Origin of the sequence: Priestia sp. LL-8 (assembly GCF_036227845.1) — a bacterium.
Lineage (GTDB): Bacteria > Bacillota > Bacilli > Bacillales > Bacillaceae_H > Priestia > Priestia zanthoxyli.
This window is the reverse complement of record NZ_JAZAQH010000001.1, coordinates 1,715,824-1,733,316: the sequence shown is the minus strand read 5'-3', so window position 1 is coordinate 1,733,316 and position 17,493 is coordinate 1,715,824. Positions and strand designations below refer to the sequence as shown.

16 protein-coding genes and 2 pseudogenes are annotated in these 17,493 nt (G+C 35.7%); 7 read left to right on the top strand and 11 right to left on the bottom strand.

The genetic code is table 11. From position 1 onward, the window contains the following. Positions 1 to 93: 93 nt before the first annotated feature. The 4 genes and pseudogenes from U9R83_RS08735 to U9R83_RS08720 form a co-directional block, all read right to left on the bottom strand. A pseudogene (locus U9R83_RS08735) lies at positions 94 to 522 on the bottom strand (DUF7832 domain-containing protein); the annotation flags it as partial. An 804-nt stretch (positions 523 to 1,326) separates the two neighbouring features. Continuing rightward, on the bottom strand, positions 1,327 to 2,364 hold the full coding sequence (gene recA, locus U9R83_RS08730; protein WP_140450634.1) for a recombinase RecA: 1,038 nt from the start codon (positions 2,362 to 2,364) through the stop codon (positions 1,327 to 1,329). A 603-nt stretch (positions 2,365 to 2,967) separates the two neighbouring features. Continuing rightward, positions 2,968 to 4,731, bottom strand: a complete 1,764-nt coding sequence (gene dhaK / locus U9R83_RS08725; protein WP_140450633.1) for a dihydroxyacetone kinase subunit DhaK — start codon at positions 4,729 to 4,731, stop codon at positions 2,968 to 2,970. A 1-nt stretch (position 4,732) separates the two neighbouring features. After that, a complete protein-coding gene (locus tag U9R83_RS08720) occupies positions 4,733 to 5,866 on the bottom strand; it encodes a glycerol dehydrogenase (RefSeq protein WP_014460629.1) in 1,134 nt (377 codons plus the stop codon). A gap of 311 nt (positions 5,867 to 6,177) precedes the next feature. Here U9R83_RS08720 and U9R83_RS08715 point away from each other — a divergent pair, with 311 nt between their 5' ends. After that, the gene (locus U9R83_RS08715) at positions 6,178 to 7,221 is read left to right on the top strand and encodes a PocR ligand-binding domain-containing protein (RefSeq protein WP_209005088.1); all 1,044 of its coding nucleotides are present in this window, start codon (positions 6,178 to 6,180) and stop codon (positions 7,219 to 7,221) included. 139 nt (positions 7,222 to 7,360) lie between these two features. Here the strand turns inward: U9R83_RS08715 and U9R83_RS08710 are convergent. After that, positions 7,361 to 8,150, bottom strand: a pseudogene (locus tag U9R83_RS08710) (carbon-nitrogen family hydrolase). 366 nt (positions 8,151 to 8,516) lie between these two features. Here U9R83_RS08710 and U9R83_RS08705 point away from each other — a divergent pair. Both U9R83_RS08705 and U9R83_RS08700 read left to right on the top strand, forming a co-directional pair. Next, positions 8,517 to 9,446 (top strand): DMT family transporter, encoded by a 930-nt coding sequence (locus tag U9R83_RS08705; RefSeq protein WP_208732489.1) that lies wholly within the window; start codon positions 8,517 to 8,519, stop codon positions 9,444 to 9,446. Between the two features lie 50 nt (positions 9,447 to 9,496). Beyond that, positions 9,497 to 10,057, top strand: a complete 561-nt coding sequence (locus U9R83_RS08700; protein WP_048018678.1) for a cysteine dioxygenase — start codon at positions 9,497 to 9,499, stop codon at positions 10,055 to 10,057. Between the two features lie 197 nt (positions 10,058 to 10,254). Here U9R83_RS08700 and U9R83_RS08695 read toward each other — a convergent pair whose 3' ends face one another. Continuing rightward, positions 10,255 to 10,689: an ArsI/CadI family heavy metal resistance metalloenzyme gene (locus U9R83_RS08695; RefSeq protein WP_182421091.1), complete on the bottom strand. Its 435-nt coding sequence runs from the start codon at positions 10,687 to 10,689 to the stop codon at positions 10,255 to 10,257. A 38-nt stretch (positions 10,690 to 10,727) separates the two neighbouring features. Continuing rightward, entirely contained in the window at positions 10,728 to 11,057 is a 330-nt protein-coding gene (locus U9R83_RS08690; RefSeq protein ID WP_045289726.1) for an ArsR/SmtB family transcription factor, read from the bottom strand. 404 nt (positions 11,058 to 11,461) lie between these two features. On the opposite strand from U9R83_RS08690, the gene U9R83_RS08685 reads away from it, so the two are divergent. Genes U9R83_RS08685 through arsC form a run of 3 tightly spaced genes read left to right on the top strand, consistent with a single transcriptional unit; the run spans position 11,462 to position 13,573 of the window. Then, the gene (locus U9R83_RS08685) at positions 11,462 to 11,809 is read left to right on the top strand and encodes an ArsR/SmtB family transcription factor (protein WP_014460639.1); all 348 of its coding nucleotides are present in this window, start codon (positions 11,462 to 11,464) and stop codon (positions 11,807 to 11,809) included. 18 nt (positions 11,810 to 11,827) lie between these two features. Next, on the top strand, positions 11,828 to 13,126 hold the full coding sequence (locus U9R83_RS08680; RefSeq protein WP_140450627.1) for an arsenic transporter: 1,299 nt from the start codon (positions 11,828 to 11,830) through the stop codon (positions 13,124 to 13,126). A gap of 24 nt (positions 13,127 to 13,150) precedes the next feature. Next, positions 13,151 to 13,573 (top strand): arsenate reductase (thioredoxin), encoded by a 423-nt coding sequence (gene arsC, locus U9R83_RS08675; RefSeq protein WP_208732490.1) that lies wholly within the window; start codon positions 13,151 to 13,153, stop codon positions 13,571 to 13,573. On the opposite strand, the gene U9R83_RS08670 is transcribed toward arsC, so the two are convergent. After that, positions 13,546 to 13,932: a DUF1565 domain-containing protein gene (locus U9R83_RS08670; protein ID WP_014460641.1), complete on the bottom strand. Its 387-nt coding sequence runs from the start codon at positions 13,930 to 13,932 to the stop codon at positions 13,546 to 13,548. The two genes, arsC and U9R83_RS08670, sit on opposite strands and share 28 nt — an antisense overlap. 175 nt (positions 13,933 to 14,107) lie before the next feature. On the opposite strand from U9R83_RS08670, the gene speG reads away from it, so the two are divergent. Continuing rightward, on the top strand, positions 14,108 to 14,632 hold the full coding sequence (gene speG, locus U9R83_RS08665) for a spermidine N1-acetyltransferase (RefSeq protein WP_014460642.1): 525 nt from the start codon (positions 14,108 to 14,110) through the stop codon (positions 14,630 to 14,632). A gap of 272 nt (positions 14,633 to 14,904) precedes the next feature. Here the strand turns inward: speG and U9R83_RS08660 are convergent, their stop codons facing one another. The 3 genes from U9R83_RS08660 to U9R83_RS08650 all read right to left on the bottom strand — a co-directional run bounded on the left by U9R83_RS08660 (position 14,905) and on the right by U9R83_RS08650 (position 17,468). After that, entirely contained in the window at positions 14,905 to 15,378 is a 474-nt protein-coding gene (locus tag U9R83_RS08660) for a stress protein (RefSeq protein WP_243549087.1), read from the bottom strand. A 276-nt stretch (positions 15,379 to 15,654) separates the two neighbouring features. Next, entirely contained in the window at positions 15,655 to 16,416 is a 762-nt protein-coding gene (locus U9R83_RS08655) for a class I SAM-dependent methyltransferase (RefSeq protein WP_243549086.1), read from the bottom strand. Positions 16,417 to 16,640: 224 nt separating this feature from the next. Then, positions 16,641 to 17,468: a mechanosensitive ion channel family protein gene (locus U9R83_RS08650; protein WP_243549085.1), complete on the bottom strand. Its 828-nt coding sequence runs from the start codon at positions 17,466 to 17,468 to the stop codon at positions 16,641 to 16,643. Positions 17,469 to 17,493 lie beyond the last annotated feature (25 nt).

Here is a 17,493-nt window from a genome sequence, read left to right as displayed (position 1 = left end):
AATACTATCGATTAGTTTATCTTCGTTTTTGTAAAGTCGTTCTTTTAATGAACTAATATAAGACTCAACTGTAAATAATTTATCGCTTTTACTATCTTGTTTTACATGCTTCCAGGCAACAAAACGGTTATCTACCTTTGCTTTAATGGTTTTATAGTTATCCCACGTATCTTCTACCTCATAAAGGGATTCTACATAAGGAAATATGTGTTCATAATCATTTAAATAGGTTCCTTTATCAAAATCAAAGTAGCTTTCTGTAAAAGCTCTTCCCTCTGCATTCAACATATCGCTTGCAAAAACGCCATCCAATTCCATGTAGACTTCAGTTCCGGTCATGTTTTTTTGTTTGAATTCTAGAATCTCCTGTTCACATGCTTTTTCAAACTCTTCACTATATAAGTTTTTTTCGATGATCCACCCAAGATACATTCCAGTATGAACGAACGCCTGCTTTTCACTCAAGTCATTTGGGAAATCCCCTTCATAATGCCATTTAGCTTTATCATAAACGGTTGTCATAGACTCTTCCTCTTTTTTCTCCGTATCTTCTATTAATAAAGTTTCTTCATGTTCACGACTACTTTTCTTGTTTAACGGGTCTTCACAACCTTGTAGTAACAAAATAATAAATACAAAAAACGGAATATACTTTAATTTATACAAAATTCCCTCCATGAATTACATCAAAAGTAAACAATATACTGCATTATATAATGTAGAGGTTAAAAAATATATATTTTACCAACTGAAAATAGGATTATAGTAGAAAATGTAGTTGAGGTAAGGATGATTATCAGTAATAATTGTATTGAAACTTAATATCTATACATTGTCCTGCTATCAATTTTTCCTAAGCTCTCTATTGAGGAGAACTGGTGTCTATCCCCTTAATTCTTACTGGTTCAATAAGGTCTTCCTGACAATTCTTCATGGGGTTAGATATATCCACCCAAGATACTTCATTGTTTGTGTCTTTTGAGCTAACCTCTAATAAATAATCTAACTATCTCAATAGTATAAAAAGTAAATTTAAAAAGCTACCTCAGCAAGCAAGGTAGCTTTTTAGTAGGATTCACAATTATCTTTTAAAGGACTGGCCTATCCATAAAAGGTATCTGATTAAGGGGTCTTTAATTCTTAATAATTGTCTAGGAAGTGGAATAATTTCCGCTTTAATATGTGTAGTAAATATAGTTATTGATAAAAGAATAAGTTCTCTCTTAGTTTCTATATTATTTTGTCATTTAGGTTATTTTTAACTTTTTATGCTTCCAATGAAATGAATAGACTTGAAGCTGCCGGGAAAGGCATTTTAAGCTTTTATTAGCTTTCGTTTTCACTATCGCTATCGTTATCAATATCATTATCGTTGGCAGTATTACCATATTTAAAATCAATAATGTTTTTTCTAATTTCTTCTCTGATTTCAGGGTTTTCTTTTAAGAAAATCTTAGCGTTTTCTCTTCCCTGTCCTAAACGTTCCCCATTATATGAAAACCAAGATCCAGACTTTTGAACAATATCTACTTCAGAACCAATATCTAAGATTTCTCCTTCTCTTGAGATACCTTCTCCATACATAATATCTACTTCAGCAATGCGGAAAGGAGGTGCCATCTTGTTTTTGACTACTTTAATTCTTGTTTTGTTACCAACTATGTCATTTCCTAGTTTAAGTTGTTCAGCGCGGCGAACTTCAAGACGAACCGAAGAATAAAATTTTAGTGCTCTTCCACCTGGCGTTGTTTCCGGATTTCCAAACATAACGCCTACCTTCTCCCTGATTTGGTTGATGAAGATAGCAATGGTTTTAGACTTATTAATTGCTCCAGATAGTTTACGAAGAGCTTGAGACATCAAACGAGCTTGTAGACCTACGTGAGAATCTCCCATTTCTCCTTCAATTTCTTTTTGCGGAACTAATGCTGCTACTGAGTCAACAACAATAATATCAACAGCGCCACTTCTAACTAATGCTTCAGCAATTTCAAGTGCCTGTTCACCAGTATCTGGTTGAGATAACAGTAACTCATCAATATCTACACCTAGTTTTCTTGCGTAAACTGGATCAAGTGCGTGTTCAGCATCAATAAAGGCAGCTCGACCTCCATTTTTTTGTACTTCTGCAATTGCATGCAAGGAAACGGTTGTTTTACCTGAGCTTTCGGGTCCGTACACTTCCATGATTCTTCCTTTGGGGTAACCATTAATTCCAAGAGCTATATCTAAAGCTAATGAGCCTGAGCTAGATGCCTCAACTTTTGCATGTGTGCCTTCTCCCATTTTAATAATTGATCCTGTACCGAATTGTTTTTCAATTTGTTTTAGAGCCATATCTAGTGCTGCTTGTTTATCATTCATAATTTAAAACCTCCGATTGTTATTACGTTTACAGTAAACGACAATGTATGTGGATAAATAATAAGAGTTGGCTCAAATTTTTTTGCTCCGTGCGAGAAAATTTTGTGTTTAACTGTCTTGGTTTATTCTGTTGTTCCTTTATTTATCTCTAAACCCTTAATATCGAACAAATGTTCTTGTTGTTTAATCATACAATAACCGCATCTAGTTGTAAAGGAGAAAGTTTTCTACAAACTAGCTAAAGAAATATCTTATATTTGTAAAAAGTAAGTTTATGCTTTTAATATTTATAGTTATTGAAACTAATTTATAAAATAACCCTTATTATAGAAACAAAAAATAATTCATTCTCTTATATACATTATTCTGGAAGACATGCGAAAAACGAGCCCTTGATTATCAAGAACTCGTTCACTTTTTGTTTTTCTTTTTTTATCCTTGAAACACTATTGGTTATTGTATATTTTTACAAAATATAACTTAAACTAGGTTATAAAAGCTTGTTATTAGTGCCCCATAAAAAATCCCGACCAAATATAGTGTAACCTTCACTCTCAAGGAGTAATTTCTTTACACTATATTTAAAGGAGATAATACCAAATTTTACTGTTTTTCTTGCATTACTTGAGCTACTTCAGTAAAAATTACGCCTAAGCCATGTGCACCTGCGTCCGGATAACCAAGACTTCTTTCTCCAACCGTACCAGCACGCCCCATACGTGCGACAATTTGTTCGGTTGATTTTGCTCCTTCAACAGCAGCTTCTGCTGCTTTGACAAGAGCATGTTTCAAGCTTTCATCTTCAGCAGCACTTGATGTTAACGTATCTGCATAAGGTACTAAAGCATCGATTAAAGTTTTATCTCCTACAACAGCTCCACGTCCAAAAGAACGTTCTCCTGTTGCTTGAATGCCTTTTACAGACGCTTGGATCATTTCAGCAAATTCTGTTAAAGTCAGTTCGGTTTTAGATTCGGTGTTCTTTCCAGCCGCACGAAATGCTGATCCCCAAATAGGCCCTGATGCTCCGCCACAATGCTCCATGATAACGATGGAACAAGCCTCTAAGAAGTTGCCAATATCATTTGATTTATTTTCTAGAATTTCGTGCCATTCAGCTTTCAACTGTTTGAACCCTTTAGCAACACTCATACCAAAGTCTCCATCACCAGCATGGGAATCTAGTTCACAGAATGGTACTTCATTTCTAATAATACATTCACTCATTTGGTCAACCATAAAAATAATATTATTCAACGTCAGTCGATTTTCCGTTACTACGGAATATTCTTTGTTGGTTTGCACCTCATAAGACACTTTCGGTGCCTCTACCGTACCAATAATTTCATCATAAGTAACAGCTGGTACTTCACCTTTGATTTTTAGCGCAGGAGTATCGCACTCTTCAGATAGAAGACTCTTTAAGTTTTCATCTAATTTCATAATCGAAATAGAAGCACCGGCCATATCGATGGCTGTCATATAGTTTCCGACAAACGTTCTTGCAATCGTTACGTTTCTACGTGACAATTCACGAATGACAGAATGGTTTAATAAATATAGTTCTTGAAGAGGCGTGCTTCCAAATCCATTAATTAGGACAGCCACTTCCCCTTTTCCATCTTCTATCCCTACTTCTTTTAATAATGAAGTTACCGTACGCTCTGCAAGTTCGTCTGCTGAAATAATTTTTTCACGACGGATACCAGGTTCTCCATGAATACCAACGCCAAACTCCATCTCATCTTCTGCAATCTCGAAAGTAGGAGTTCCTTTAGCAGGAACTGTGCAAGAAGTTAGTCCAAAGCCGATGCTTTTAACATTCGCAATAGCATTTTCTGCTGCCTCTTTCACTTTTGGTAGATCATAGCCGCGTTCTGCTGCTGCACCTGCTATTTTATGAACAAGAACAGTACCAGCTACTCCGCGTCTTCCAACTGTATATAAACTGTCCTGTACAGCAATATCATCATCTACTTTTACATAATCCACTTGAATGCCATCTTCTTCTGCAAGATAAGCAGCATTCTTGAAATTCATCATGTCACCACTGTAGTTCTTAATCACTAGTAAAGTTCCCTTATCGCTAGCTGTTTCTTTAATGGCTTGATAAATCTGTATTTGAGAAGGTGAAGCAAATACATCACCACAAACTGCTGCATCTAACATACCTTTCCCAACATATCCAGCGTGAGCAGGTTCATGTCCACTTCCGCCCCCGCTAATTATACTTACTTTACTTTTATTAATTTGGTCTTTTTTAATGACTTTATATTTTTCAATTAAATTCAGTTCAGGATGTGCTAGAACCATCCCTTTACACATCTCAAGTACAACATCTTCCGGTTTATTAATAATTTTTTTCATTTTATATCAACCTCTTCTTATAATCATTTCCAATTTGATCTGCTGCAAGAATAGCTGCAGCTACTGACTCTGGATTAACAGGGAATGGCATAGAATAGATAGATTCCTCTGGAATACAAGCTTTATTAGCTACTTCCATTAACTCTTCTTGTGTAATTTGTTCCACTCCAATATCAGCAAGACAAACTGGAAGTCCTACTGCTAAACAGAAATCTAACACTTCTTCTATTTCCTCAGTTGGCGCATTTTCCAATACCAATTGTGCTAATGTACCAAAAGCTACTTTTTCACCGTGGAAGTAGTGGTGCGCACTTTCTAAAAGAGTAAGCCCATCATGAATCGCATGTGCTCCAGCTAATCCACCACTTTCAAACCCTAATCCTGATAATAAGATATTGGCTTCAATAATGTTTTCTAAGGCTGGAGTAACAACATTATGATCGCTTGCAGCTTTTGCTTTAACCCCGTCCTCTAATAGAGTGTTGTAGCAATGTTCTGCTAAAACTAACGCTGCATTTGTACCTTTTGCTGGTGCACATAAGTCCTCACGCACTCCACAAGGTAATCCAGCATTTACATTAGAGAAAGAACGTGCTGTTGCTCTTGCTTCGAAATAAGTAGATAACGCATCCCCCATACCAGATACTAAGAATCTAGTAGGTGCATTAGCGATGACTGTTGTATCAATTAATACAACACTTGGGCTTTGCTTAAAGTATGCGTAATCATCAAAAGCACCCTCTGGTGTATAGATAACTGCGGAATGACTTGTAGGTGCATCCGTAGCAGCAATTGTTGGGACGATAATTAATCCCTCTCCCTCTGCTACACATTTTGCTGTATCAATTGCCTTACCACCACCTAGACCAATTGTACAATCACAGTTGTTTTCTTTTGCTATTTCCTGCAATCTAGAAATTTCTGGTCTTGAACATTCGCCATTGAATCCGCCTTCAAAAAATGTAATACCATATTTTTCTGCTGTTGCATCTAATTTGTCTTGTACACGTTTAATATCTTCAGGATGTGCTATTAAAAGTGCAGAGGTACCAAATGTTTTCACAAAATAACCTAAATTTAAAATTTCATCTTCACCTTGAATGTATTTTGAAGGACTAATAAATGCTTTTCTCATAAATAAAACCTCCTAATTAACTTTGTAATCCCTTACAATCGGAATTTTACTATCTTTTGTGTAAGATTACATTAGTCTTAAATGACGAGTTTTTACAACTTTTTATCGTATTTTTTTGCTCTCTTCATTTAATATGGTATTATTATGACATTATTTCAGGTAAAAATACTACTAAGTTCACGTTGAAAAGAGGTTACCTTTATCGCTGAACACTCTTTTATTTTACGAACTCAGGAATAAAATAAAGGTATTCTCAAATAGGTAATCCAAACTACCATATGGGAAGTAGAAGCAAGGGAGATAAAACATCATTGAAAACTACTTACATGAATTTAGATAAAATACTAGATTTAAAGAAATGGCGAAACCTTCAAGATTCGCTTGCGCTTGTTACAAAATTAGCGATTGTCACGGTTAACTATAAAGGAGTGCCCATTTCTCAACACAGTGGTGTACGTCCATTTTGTGAGACTATGCGTAAAAATCCTAATACGGCAAAACTTTGTGAAAAGTGCGATGCGCGGGGAGGACTAGAGGCAGTTAGAACCAATGCTCCTTATATCTATTTATGCCACTGGAATATTGTCGATATTGCCATTCCCATTATAATTGATGATAAATATGTAGGCGCCATCATGGCGGGAGAAGTGAAAATTGAGGATGGTGACAAACATCCTCCCTTGGAACAAATGCTTACTGTTCCATCGAAAGGATTTGAACAGAACTTAAATAATAATGAGGAAATACAGCGTCTATATGATTCTATTCCTACTCTATCCTATACAGAAATTAACGAAGCTGCTCAAATGTTATATAGGCTTTGTAACTACATTGTAGAGGAAGCTATGAATAAAAACTTGATTTTAGAAGTATATGAAAAGATGGCTCCAGTAAAAGAGAACCTTTCTACTGAAGATATTTCTTACGGTTATTCTCTAGATAATATTCAAAATATAAAAAAGGAATTAGCCAACACGGTTACTAATGCTTACGTAAAAACGTCTATCAACGATCACTTAGTATATAAAAACAAAGTATTACAGCCAGCCTTTGACTACATTTATAAACATAAAAGAGAAAAAATATCTCAGCAAAAGATGGCTGATTTATGTCACATTAGCACAGGTTATTTCAGCCGTGTATTTACCAAAGAAACGGGTATGAATTTTTCTGTTTTTATTTCTCTCAAAAAAATAGAGTGGTCCAAACAATTATTAGAAAAAACGGATTTGTCTATTGCACAGATTAGCGATGAATTAGGTTTTAATGACCCTGGATATTACATCAAGACATTTAAAAAATATGAAAACATAACTCCTAACGTCTATCGGAAATATTATCAAGAAAAGATGTAAAGTTTTCATTCCTGACGTAAGAAACATATAACTTTTCCATACTGATACTAGTATTCTGAAAAAGGGTGCTTTTCAGTATGGAAAAGCAATGAGACACAGTCATGTGCTGGCTTTTACGCTATAAATAATATATAAATCTCTATTCCGCATGCTTATAAACATTGGGTCTCAGGTTTTTAAATATTGGGATGTTTTTTTTGTTGTTCTGTAACTTTCTGTATATGAATTTCTGCTGTTATGGTCTCTTCTTGGTCTCCCCCCTCTTCTATAATGTTTCCATTTGGATCAATGACCATTGAATGCCCCGCGTATGTGTTGCCAACATGATCTTTATGATTCACATTCCCTACGCTGTTACATGCAATGACGTATACACCATTTTCTATAGCTCTTGCTTTCAATAGTGCTTTCCAATGGTCTATATTTTTGGTAGTCCATTGTGCAACGTAGAATACAATTTTTGCACCTTGAGACGCTGGATAGCGTGTGATTTCTGGAAAACGTAAGTCGTAACATATAATTTGACTAGCTTTGATACCGTTAATCTCAAATACTTCTGGAACTTCATCTCCACCCGTTAAATAATGATGTTCATCTAACATCGGCACGAGATGTATCTTATCTTTTTGATAGAGTAGCTCCCCTGTTTTTGATACCGTAAAGGCCGTATTATAAATGTTTTCATTCCTTTTCTTTGAGACTGAACCTGCAATGATATTCACCTAATATTTAATTGCTAAACTTTGTATAAAAGGAAAAGTGCTCTTTAAATTAATATCTGCTTTTTGTGCTACATTTTTTAAATCATAACCAGTGTTCCACATTTCAGGTATCACAACAATCTCCGTATCTATATCCAGCTTTTCTGCAAATAAGGATACAATACGGTTTTCGTTTTGCTTAACTTCGCCTTCTATAATCTCCACAATTGTGTTTTAGTCACTCTTACCTGTTCCCGTACAAAAGTTTTATGACTTACAATTAATTACATATAAGTGAAGTATACTGTGCACCTTTTAAAATTCTGAAAAGCCCCCATGAAAGTTGGCATTTTTATTTTTAATAACAGACTCTTTAGAATTTAGCCTATACATGGCTATAAACTCCCAAATTTAGTTTTCTATACATAACATCTATAGCTGTTTTAATGAAGATTAAGAGATAGTGATAACGATACAAATACTAAAGTTTCTACTATTTTTTTTAGAATGGCATGATTTTTTTCATTTTCCTTTCGAAAAGGCATATGTTAGTTAATAAAAGATACCTTTATTGTTGAAAGGAAAATTGATCCTATGATTGCGTCAAAGGTTAAATTTGCTGCCTCGTTCTATGCAATAATGTCTATTAGTTTTTGGGGAATTTCCTTTGTCTCTACCAAAGCTGTTTTAGATAAACTAGATCCATACACACTCCTTGTTCTTCGTTTTGGAATTGGGGCACTTTTTTTATTGGTATTATTAGTGCTAAAGCGCTATCCATTGAACATTCCGCTTAAGTATATTCCTCATTTGATTGTGTTAGGTATCCTTGGAGTATTTATTCATCAAGTTATTCAGGCAACAGCACTTCTCACAATAAATGCTTCGGCAGCCGGGTGGATCATTTCGTTTTCTCCTGTATTTACAGTCATTCTCTCCGTATTTTTTTTGCATGAAAAGATGACGTTATTAAAAGCATCGGGGATTATTGTAGCTATTATTGGCGTTCTGCTGGTGACCACTTCTAGCAATCAGCATTCACTTCAGCTTCCGGTTAATATCGGTTACCTGTTAATGATTTTAAGTACATTAAACTGGGCAATCTATTCTGTCCTATTAAAAAAGCTGGATATCCAACTTCCCTCTCTTGTTGTTACGTTTTATATGTGTTTAATAGGGTTTACTCTAACAACTCCTTTTCTCGTAAGAAATAAAGGATGGGAGATCATGCCTTTTTTAACGAGCGTGGAGTGGGCTCATTTACTATTTCTCGGTGTATTCGTTTCAGGTGTTGCCTATTGGTACTGGGCAAAGGCATTAGAGGTTTTAGAGGCGTCACAGGTATCTGTGTTTCTTTATTTAGAACCAGTAGCGACATTGATAACAGCTGTTTTACTGTTACGAGAAAAGATTATTCCCGTCAGCATATTAGGAGGAGTCATAATTATAGTGGGAGTGATTGTAGCCAATGGAAGACTACTAACTTTTTTAAGGTACTTGCCGTGGAGAAACAAACATTTGTAACTATATGAAAAACACAAAATTTGCTCTGCTCATAAGGAGGTAATGCGTGTATGAGCTTGATTGAACAGGTAAAGCATATTTTAGATAACTTGGACTCCCCTACCAAATTGGAACTGAGAGAGGCTCTTTTGGCTTTAGATATAAACTTTAATGATTTAAAACCACTATTGCAGTCAGCAAAAGACAAGCCATACTATAGAAAGCTTCTCTATCAAAATGACGAAGTGGAATTACTTGTTATGAATTGGTCAGCAATAGAGTGTGCTCCTCACGATCACGGTCATTCGCATGGATGGATTCAAGTAGTAAATGGTACAACTATAAATACGGTTTACGAAGTTAAAGAAAACCAAATGCCAGAAGAGCTGTTTTCTCAGCATCAGGGAAAAGGTAAGCTTTTTTTTGCTCCCAAGAAAGGTGTGCACAAGATGAAGAGTGCTGAAGGCGCGGGTCTAGTTACTCTTCATCTCTACTCTCCCCCAATCAAGGAGATGATGGTTTATGATTTCAAAACATGCGCTGCTTGCATTGTATCCGATGATTGTGGAGCGTGGTGGCCAGATCATCTTCGTCAAAAGGTAAGAGAGATTCAATTAAAGAAGAAAGAATGATATTTGTTGACCCTTGGAATATTTCTCATACAGAAACAAAATAACTGTTTAGTCGAGTTAAAGGACGTACATCACGAGATTTTCTCGCTTAGAGTTACTGTCTTAACAAGAAAACTCCGCTAAACATAATCGATTTTATGTTAAATAAAAAAGACAGAAAGAGTCTACTTCTTCCTGTCTTTTTTGTCATTTAAGCATCAGCAACATGAGTTGGTTGCAGGTGACTTTTTATTCACCTCAACGCTATCCTCAGTCTGATGAACCTCACTATCAGATTTCGTATAAAAGAATTCCCACTCGTTCCCGTCCGGATCTGTTACCCAGAATTTATCTTGTACAGCGTAGCAGCAGGTCGTATCTATTTCTTCACGAGCAAAGAACCCTTCTTTTTCTAGTCGTGATTTATGGGAATGAATCTCCTCAGGAGTTTCTACTTGGAAGCCGAAATGATTCACTTGATTACCTTTTACATCGTCACGTACGTTCAAGGTAAAATTTAATCCCGGTTCATCTAACAAGAATTTAGCATAATCTATTTTCGTTTTCACAGGTTGAATGCCAAATACCTTTTGATAAAACTTAATGGATGCCTCTAGATTCGTTACATTAATTCCTACGTGAACATATTCCATTCAAACTTCCTCCTCCGTATTATTTTGAATGTAGTAAATTAAGAGCATGAGCCGCTTTTACTTGTATCTTTTCTAAACAAGCAGCAAAGTTCTTCTGATAAGAGATGGTTCACCTCTTTATCATTTAAATCATAATAACTCCATGTCCCTTTTGTTTCTTTTGTAATGAGGTTTGCTTCTAATAAAATCTTTAAGTGGTAGGAAAGTTTAGATTGAGACATCCCAAAGAATTCAGTTAGATCACATACGCATGTCTGTCCTCGCTGACAGAGCTCATACATAATTTCTAATCTCTTTTGATCAGCAAGGGCTTTAAATTTTTGTTCGTACTGTTTAAATGGGTGCTTTCCTTCCTTGACTGTTTCCATTGTCATTCTCCTTCATCAATTTTTTTTGATTTAAAGTTCGAAGCTCTCGGCAGCTTTTTTAAAGTTACTGTATGTAGTTTCCCCTCTTAACGTAGGATCTTGATGAAAAAAACGCTGAAAGATTAGACTTTGTGCTTCCTTATAGTTCATCCCTTGAGTGTTCATAACTAAATGAAAATAGGCTCGAAAGTACGTAACTGATAGGTTTCCAGAGTTGTTGACTCTCACTGCTTTCACCCTCACTTTTATAAATCAATTTTTTCTGATGTATTCATCATATCTGGAAAATTTAGATAAATCAAGATATTAATCAATTTTTGTTGATTAATTTCAGCGTATATTTTTGTTGAATATATAATAAAATACTTATATAATTATATTTGGAAATAAGGAGGTGAATTGGATTGGATGTAAAAGTACAAATAGAAATGGAGAAAGCAGCACAGATACTGAAGCTGCTTGGCGATAAGACAAGATTATCTATGATGAAACTGCTCCAAAATAACGAGTGCTGTGTTTGTGAGCTAGTTGAAATTTATAAAGCAAGTCAACCGGCTATTAGCCAACACTTGCGTAAATTAAGAGATATCGAACTTGTAAAGGAAAGACGGCAAGGACATTGGATTTTCTATTCATTAAATAAAGAAAACGGCTATTATCAGTTTGTCCTTAATATACTTGAATCTTTACCAAGCGAAGATGGACGATTAAAAGAACTAGAAAAGCAAGGATTACGCATTAGTTGTTGCTAATAGTAGGAGGTTTGTAAAGTGGTATCAGTTATAGTAGCCTCCCTCATCTTCTTAGTGACATTGATTTTTGTCATTTGGCAGCCAAAGAACTTGTCTATTGGTTGGTCAGCGTGTGGAGGCGCAGTAATAGCTCTTTTAGCAGGTGTGGTTGATTTCCATGACGTGCTAGATGTAACTCAAATTGTATGGAACGCAACGTTAACGTTTATTGCAGTTATTATTATTTCTTTAATTTTAGATGAAATTGGATTTTTTGAGTGGGCAGCGTTACATATGGCACGAGCTGCAGGAGGTAATGGCGTTCGCATGTTTGTGTATGTATCCCTCCTAGGAGCTGTAGTAGCCGCATTATTCGCTAATGATGGGGCAGCCTTAATTCTAACACCTATCGTACTTGCTATGGTGCGAGCACTTAAATTTGAAGATAAAATGGTCTTTCCTTTTATTATCGCCAGTGGATTCATTGCGGATACAACATCATTACCTCTTGTGGTAAGTAACTTGGTCAATATTGTATCAGCGGATTTCTTTGGGATTCGCTTTTCTGAATTTGCCTCACGCATGATTGTGCCAGATTTATTTTCAATTTTGGCAAGTATTGCTGTCTTGTATTTGTATTTTCGCAAAAGCATCCCTAAGAAATACAATCTAGATGATTTACAGAAACCGGTTGAGGCCATCAAAGATGAGAAAATGTTTCGTTTATCAGGAATTGTTTTATTCATTTTAGTTCTGGGTTACTTTATTGGTGAGTTTTTCGATATTCCCGTTTCTATTATTGCAGGAATTATCGCCATTTTATTCTTAGGAATAGCAAGGAAAAGCCCAGCTGTTCACACGAAAAAAGTGTTAGCAGGAGCTCCATGGGCGATTGTTTTCTTTTCCATTGGTATGTATGTTGTTGTGTATGGATTACGCAATGTGGGGCTAACTGAAGTACTAGCAAGCCTTATTCAAACAACCGCTGATCAAGGATTATTTGCAGCAACCATTGGTATGGGATTTATTGCAGCCATTCTCTCATCGATTATGAACAACATGCCAACCGTGATGATTGATGCTTTGGCCATTGATGCAACTTCTGCAACAGGTACGATTAAAGAAGCTCTGATTTATGCAAATGTCATTGGTTCGGATCTAGGACCAAAAATTACACCTATTGGCTCTCTAGCGACGCTCTTATGGCTTCATGTTCTCTCGACAAAAGGAGTTAAGATTTCTTGGGGAACTTATTTTAAAACAGGTATTATCTTAACCATCCCAACATTGTTTATTACGCTTGTTGGTTTATATATTTGGTTATCAATTATTTCTTAACACATCATAAAGGAGATTTTACACATGTCTAAAAAAACACTTTATTTCTTATGTACAGGTAACTCTTGCCGTAGCCAAATGGCTGAAGGATGGGCAAAAAAATATCTAAATAACGATGAATGGGATGTACGCAGTGCAGGATTAGAAGCTCATGGATTAAATCCTAACGCTGTAAAAGCAATGAAAGAAGCTGGTGTTGATATTTCAAACCAAACATCTGATATTATTGATCCTGAAATTTTAAATAATGCGGATTTAGTGGTTACATTATGTGGCCATGCAGCTGATCATTGCCCCGTAACACCTCCTCATGTGAAGCGTGAACACTGGGGATTTGATGATCCTGCAAAAGCAGAAGGAACAGATGAAGAGAAATGGGCGTTTTTCCAGCGTGTACGTGATGAAATCGCTGAACGTATTCAGCGTTTTGCTGAAACAGGTAAATAATTAATCAAGAAGCAGTCTATTTGTGTAGACTGCTTTATTTTTTCTCCACTAATAAGGGGCTTTTCACTTTTATAGTTCCTGAAAATAATAGGCTCTTGTTTAGTACCTGAACGGCTAATAATTAATTGTTCATAATAGATACCACCTCTGATGTAAACCGTAGTTCCGGGTTGAGCTGCTTCACTTGCCTTTCTTAATGTTCTAAAAGGTTTGCTTTTAGTACCTAAGTTTTTGTCGTCCCCTGTAGGAGAAATGTAGATCTCATGATGTATAGGTCCTACTGAAGGCTGATTAGCTGCCTCAACCCTTTGGTTTATACAACACAGTAAAATAAGAAAAATACCAACTGCTTTTTTCATAAGATACTCCTTAAAGTTAATGAATTTCACTTACAAGATCTTTAAATTATACTATGGCTCTTTTAATAAGTATGTAAAACATCGCACTATGTCTTGTTATTTTTTTAAACTACAGCAACTTTTACATTTAAAACGGAAAGTGCTAAAGTAATGCTAGAATATGGAGGTTTGAGAAATGAATAAGGAACTTAAGTTACGTCCTTTGGAAAGAGAAGATTTAAAATTTGTCCATGAACTCAATAATGATGCAAATATTATGTCTTATTGGTTTGAAGAGCCTTATGAAGCTTTTGTAGAGCTACAGGACTTATATGATAAACATATTCACGATCAAGGTGAGCGTCGTTTCATACTAGAAAAGGACGGGGATATGCTTGGATTAGTGGAATTGGTCGAAATTGATTATATTCATCGTAGAGCAGAGTTTCAAATTATCATTGACCCTACATATCAAGGTCATGGTTACGCCATGGTTGCCACAAATCTAGCCATGAATTATGCCTTTTCGGTATTGAATATGCATAAACTTTACTTAATTGTAGACAAGGAAAACGAAAAAGCAATTCATATCTATAAGAAGGCCGGTTTTTCTATTGAAGGTGAGTTAAAAGATGAATTTTTTGTCGATGGAAGCTATCATAACGCTATAAGAATGTGTATGTTTCAAAAAGAATATTTACAAACCAAAAGTAAAAACTAAGGTTGAATTAGTATAAGCTTCCTGCTCACTAAAAGAGAAGAAAGAATGAGATCGGGCTTCTGTTAATACAAAGAGAAAAACTCCAGTTCAGACGCAACAGGAGTTTTTCTCTTTTTAAGCTGTAGATGATATACAAATTTCTATTCTGCATGCTTATAGACATCCGGTCTCAGGCTTTCAAATATTGAGAAGAGCCTTTACCATTACGGTAAAGGCTCTTCATACGATCTTCCCTGATGGGAATCTTGTATTATCTTCATCTCTATTTTTAATTAAGGTCTATGAAAATTGACTGTTTTCTCGTCATCTCCTGTGCGTTCAAACCAACCTCTGAAGGCCCAGTTATCATAACCTCCATCACCTTCATTAATAAATGTTCCTTCTTCAAATATCCAGACTCCATACGTAATACCATCATAATCTGCGGTATCAAAATACTGAACACCTTGTAATTGATCTGAATTATAACTTTGACTCAAATTCATGACCATTACATTATATTGTTGACCCGATTCAAAAAACGCTTTTTCCATTGCTCCCTTGACGAACCCACTTCGATTGTCGGCCGTTTTAGCCGCATCTGCAATCGCTTGTCCTATGGCTACGGGATCAACTGTTACGTCTCCTCCAACTTCTGCAGCTTCTGCGGAGCCTGCAGAATCTCCTAAATTCGGTAGAGCTAATGGTGTCGCTAACACAGCTAAACCTACGGCAGAAGCTACAACAGCTTGTTTCGCTTTTCTCATTTGATCTCCTCCTATTTTTAGGTGCTTCTTAGATTATTTACCCTTTTTTTCCACATTAAAACAAAAAATACTGTCATTAAGAATAGAGAGGTAGAGCGTTTCATTCTTTTGAAGCATTTGTTCAACCAAACATAGGCTTATAAGTTTCTTCCTAAAAGATATCCCATTTTTTCCATTCCTCGAGCTGAATATGGTATCTCATTTTTGAGCCATTACTCTACTGTGACGCCTAATTGGAAAAAGTTGAGGTAGCTTATTCAACAGGATAATCAACTATTATTTAATAGATTTAGTCGCAATATAACAAGGCATATATTCAGTGATTTCCCCCTTGTGGTGATGATCTTCATAAAGATCTTGTAAGGTGAATCCAGCTTTTAGTTGTCCGCCAATTTGAGTTTCTAATGAATGGCTAAACTGTACACCGCCATTTTTTATAAGTTCTTCATCATTTTCTACGGTGTTTTTAGTTCCATCATAAGGTAATTTATTAACCACTTGTAATGCATTCTCATCTTCTCCAAATAAATAAAGAGCAGGATTTGCAAAGCCAGATAGCAGAACGCCACCTTTTTTTAGAACTCTAAAACATTCTTGCCAAACGTGTTCCACATCTTGAATATAGCAGTTTGATACAGGGTTAAAAATCATATCGAACGTCTCATCTTCAAAGGGAAATGTCTTACTCATATCCCCTTTAACTATTTCAATAGAATAGCCTTCTCTAGTGGACACCATTTTTTCTAATTCTAATTGCTTATCAGAGTAGTCAAAAACCGTAACTTCCGCATGTTGGGCTGCAAAGAGTGGGCACTGCTGTCTTCCTCCGCTAGCAAGTCCCAATATTTTTGCTTTTTTAAATGGAATAAACCAGTTATGCGGAACAGGCTTACAAGGTGTTAAGTAGATATCAAACTTACCTTGAGTTGCATCTACAAAATCTTGATGATTAATAGCTAATGACCATTCTCCTCCCGCTGAAGCCCATTCATCCCACATTTTGGAGTTAATTTTTGTATAATTAGATTTTTGCGCCATAGTTAATCCCCCTTTACCTTTTTACGTTCTTTGTTTAATTTTACCATGTTACTAGAAGAATTTAGATGTACTAATTAATTTGTTCTGTTTCAGAGAATTAATCTTTACTGGAGAAGTACTTAATAGATATTTTTTAAAATAAAAAACACCCTTTTGAAAAATCACAAGGGTGTTTTTATTTTACATATAAAAGCTTGTATATAAACAAGGTACGAGTTTTATTTTTAATGGCTTGTCTCGAAGCTTTCAGCCATCATTAGGTCATTTTTGTAGGCAGCCATTGCGAGTTCATATCGCACCTTTTGGCTCGCTTCTACAAAATCAGCTTCCTTCACAAGGCCTGATAATGAATATTGGTGACCTTTAAAACCTACGTTCAGTTCAGTAATTTGATTGAATTGAAAGCCCTCTATAGGAATTCCATTCATATCTTTCAACAAATATTGACCATATTTTTCGTTACATGTTTGTGCTACCTGCTCCATTACTTTGAAGGCATCGTCCGGGTTTTGCCTGTAGTTGAGAATAAGACTTTCATTTACCCGGCGTCTTCCTCGGGTTCCATTCTGAAGTTCCGTAATGTTGCTATATGAGACGGTATAGAGGTAGCCGTCATATTGACGAATCTTTAAGTAGCGCATTGTAATTTCTTCTATTTTCCCTTGACGGTTTCCGTTAAGAATAACATAATCTCCGTGGTGGATCTGGCGTTCAAACAAGTAAGTCAGTCCCATTATATAATCACGGATGATATGCTGGAGGATTATTGCCAGGGCACTGGCCAACACTACCGAACTAGTGAGAATCTTTCCGAAGTCAAAGAAATGGCTAAGCACATAAATAAAGAAAAAAGCCAGCCCCAATACTCTTGTGACCTGATTAGAAAAGTGCATGAGCGTCTCTTCTCGTTTTTCATCTAAAAAGCTCGTTTTATCAAAGAAAAGCTTAATGAATTTGCGAATAAAATAAACGATAAGTACAATCAGCAGCCCTACCGTTAAAACCTTTACGGGAAACTGCTGGAAAAATTCAGTGAAAACCAACTTACCCACTCCTTATTTCTAACACTATACCAAA

What these genes read in the sequence shown, in the direction of transcription:
- dhaK (WP_140450633.1), bottom strand. Translation starts at nt 4,731, where the DNA reads ATGAAAAAAATTATTAATAAACCGGAAGATGTTGTACTTGAGATGTGT.
- U9R83_RS08700 (WP_048018678.1), top strand. Translation starts at nt 9,497, where the DNA reads ATGAGCTTGATTGAACAGGTAAAGCATATTTTAGATAACTTGGACTCC.
- recA (WP_140450634.1), bottom strand. Translation starts at nt 2,364, where the DNA reads ATGAATGATAAACAAGCAGCACTAGATATGGCTCTAAAACAAATTGAA.
- U9R83_RS08690 (WP_045289726.1), bottom strand. Translation starts at nt 11,057, where the DNA reads ATGGAAACAGTCAAGGAAGGAAAGCACCCATTTAAACAGTACGAACAA.
- arsC (WP_208732490.1), top strand. Translation starts at nt 13,151, where the DNA reads ATGTCTAAAAAAACACTTTATTTCTTATGTACAGGTAACTCTTGCCGT.
- U9R83_RS08720 (WP_014460629.1), bottom strand. Translation starts at nt 5,866, where the DNA reads ATGAGAAAAGCATTTATTAGTCCTTCAAAATACATTCAAGGTGAAGAT.
- U9R83_RS08695 (WP_182421091.1), bottom strand. Translation starts at nt 10,689, where the DNA reads ATGGAATATGTTCACGTAGGAATTAATGTAACGAATCTAGAGGCATCC.
- U9R83_RS08655 (WP_243549086.1), bottom strand. Translation starts at nt 16,416, where the DNA reads ATGGCGCAAAAATCTAATTATACAAAAATTAACTCCAAAATGTGGGAT.
- U9R83_RS08705 (WP_208732489.1), top strand. Translation starts at nt 8,517, where the DNA reads ATGATTGCGTCAAAGGTTAAATTTGCTGCCTCGTTCTATGCAATAATG.
- U9R83_RS08670 (WP_014460641.1), bottom strand. Translation starts at nt 13,932, where the DNA reads ATGAAAAAAGCAGTTGGTATTTTTCTTATTTTACTGTGTTGTATAAAC.
- speG (WP_014460642.1), top strand. Translation starts at nt 14,108, where the DNA reads ATGAATAAGGAACTTAAGTTACGTCCTTTGGAAAGAGAAGATTTAAAA.
- U9R83_RS08660 (WP_243549087.1), bottom strand. Translation starts at nt 15,378, where the DNA reads ATGAGAAAAGCGAAACAAGCTGTTGTAGCTTCTGCCGTAGGTTTAGCT.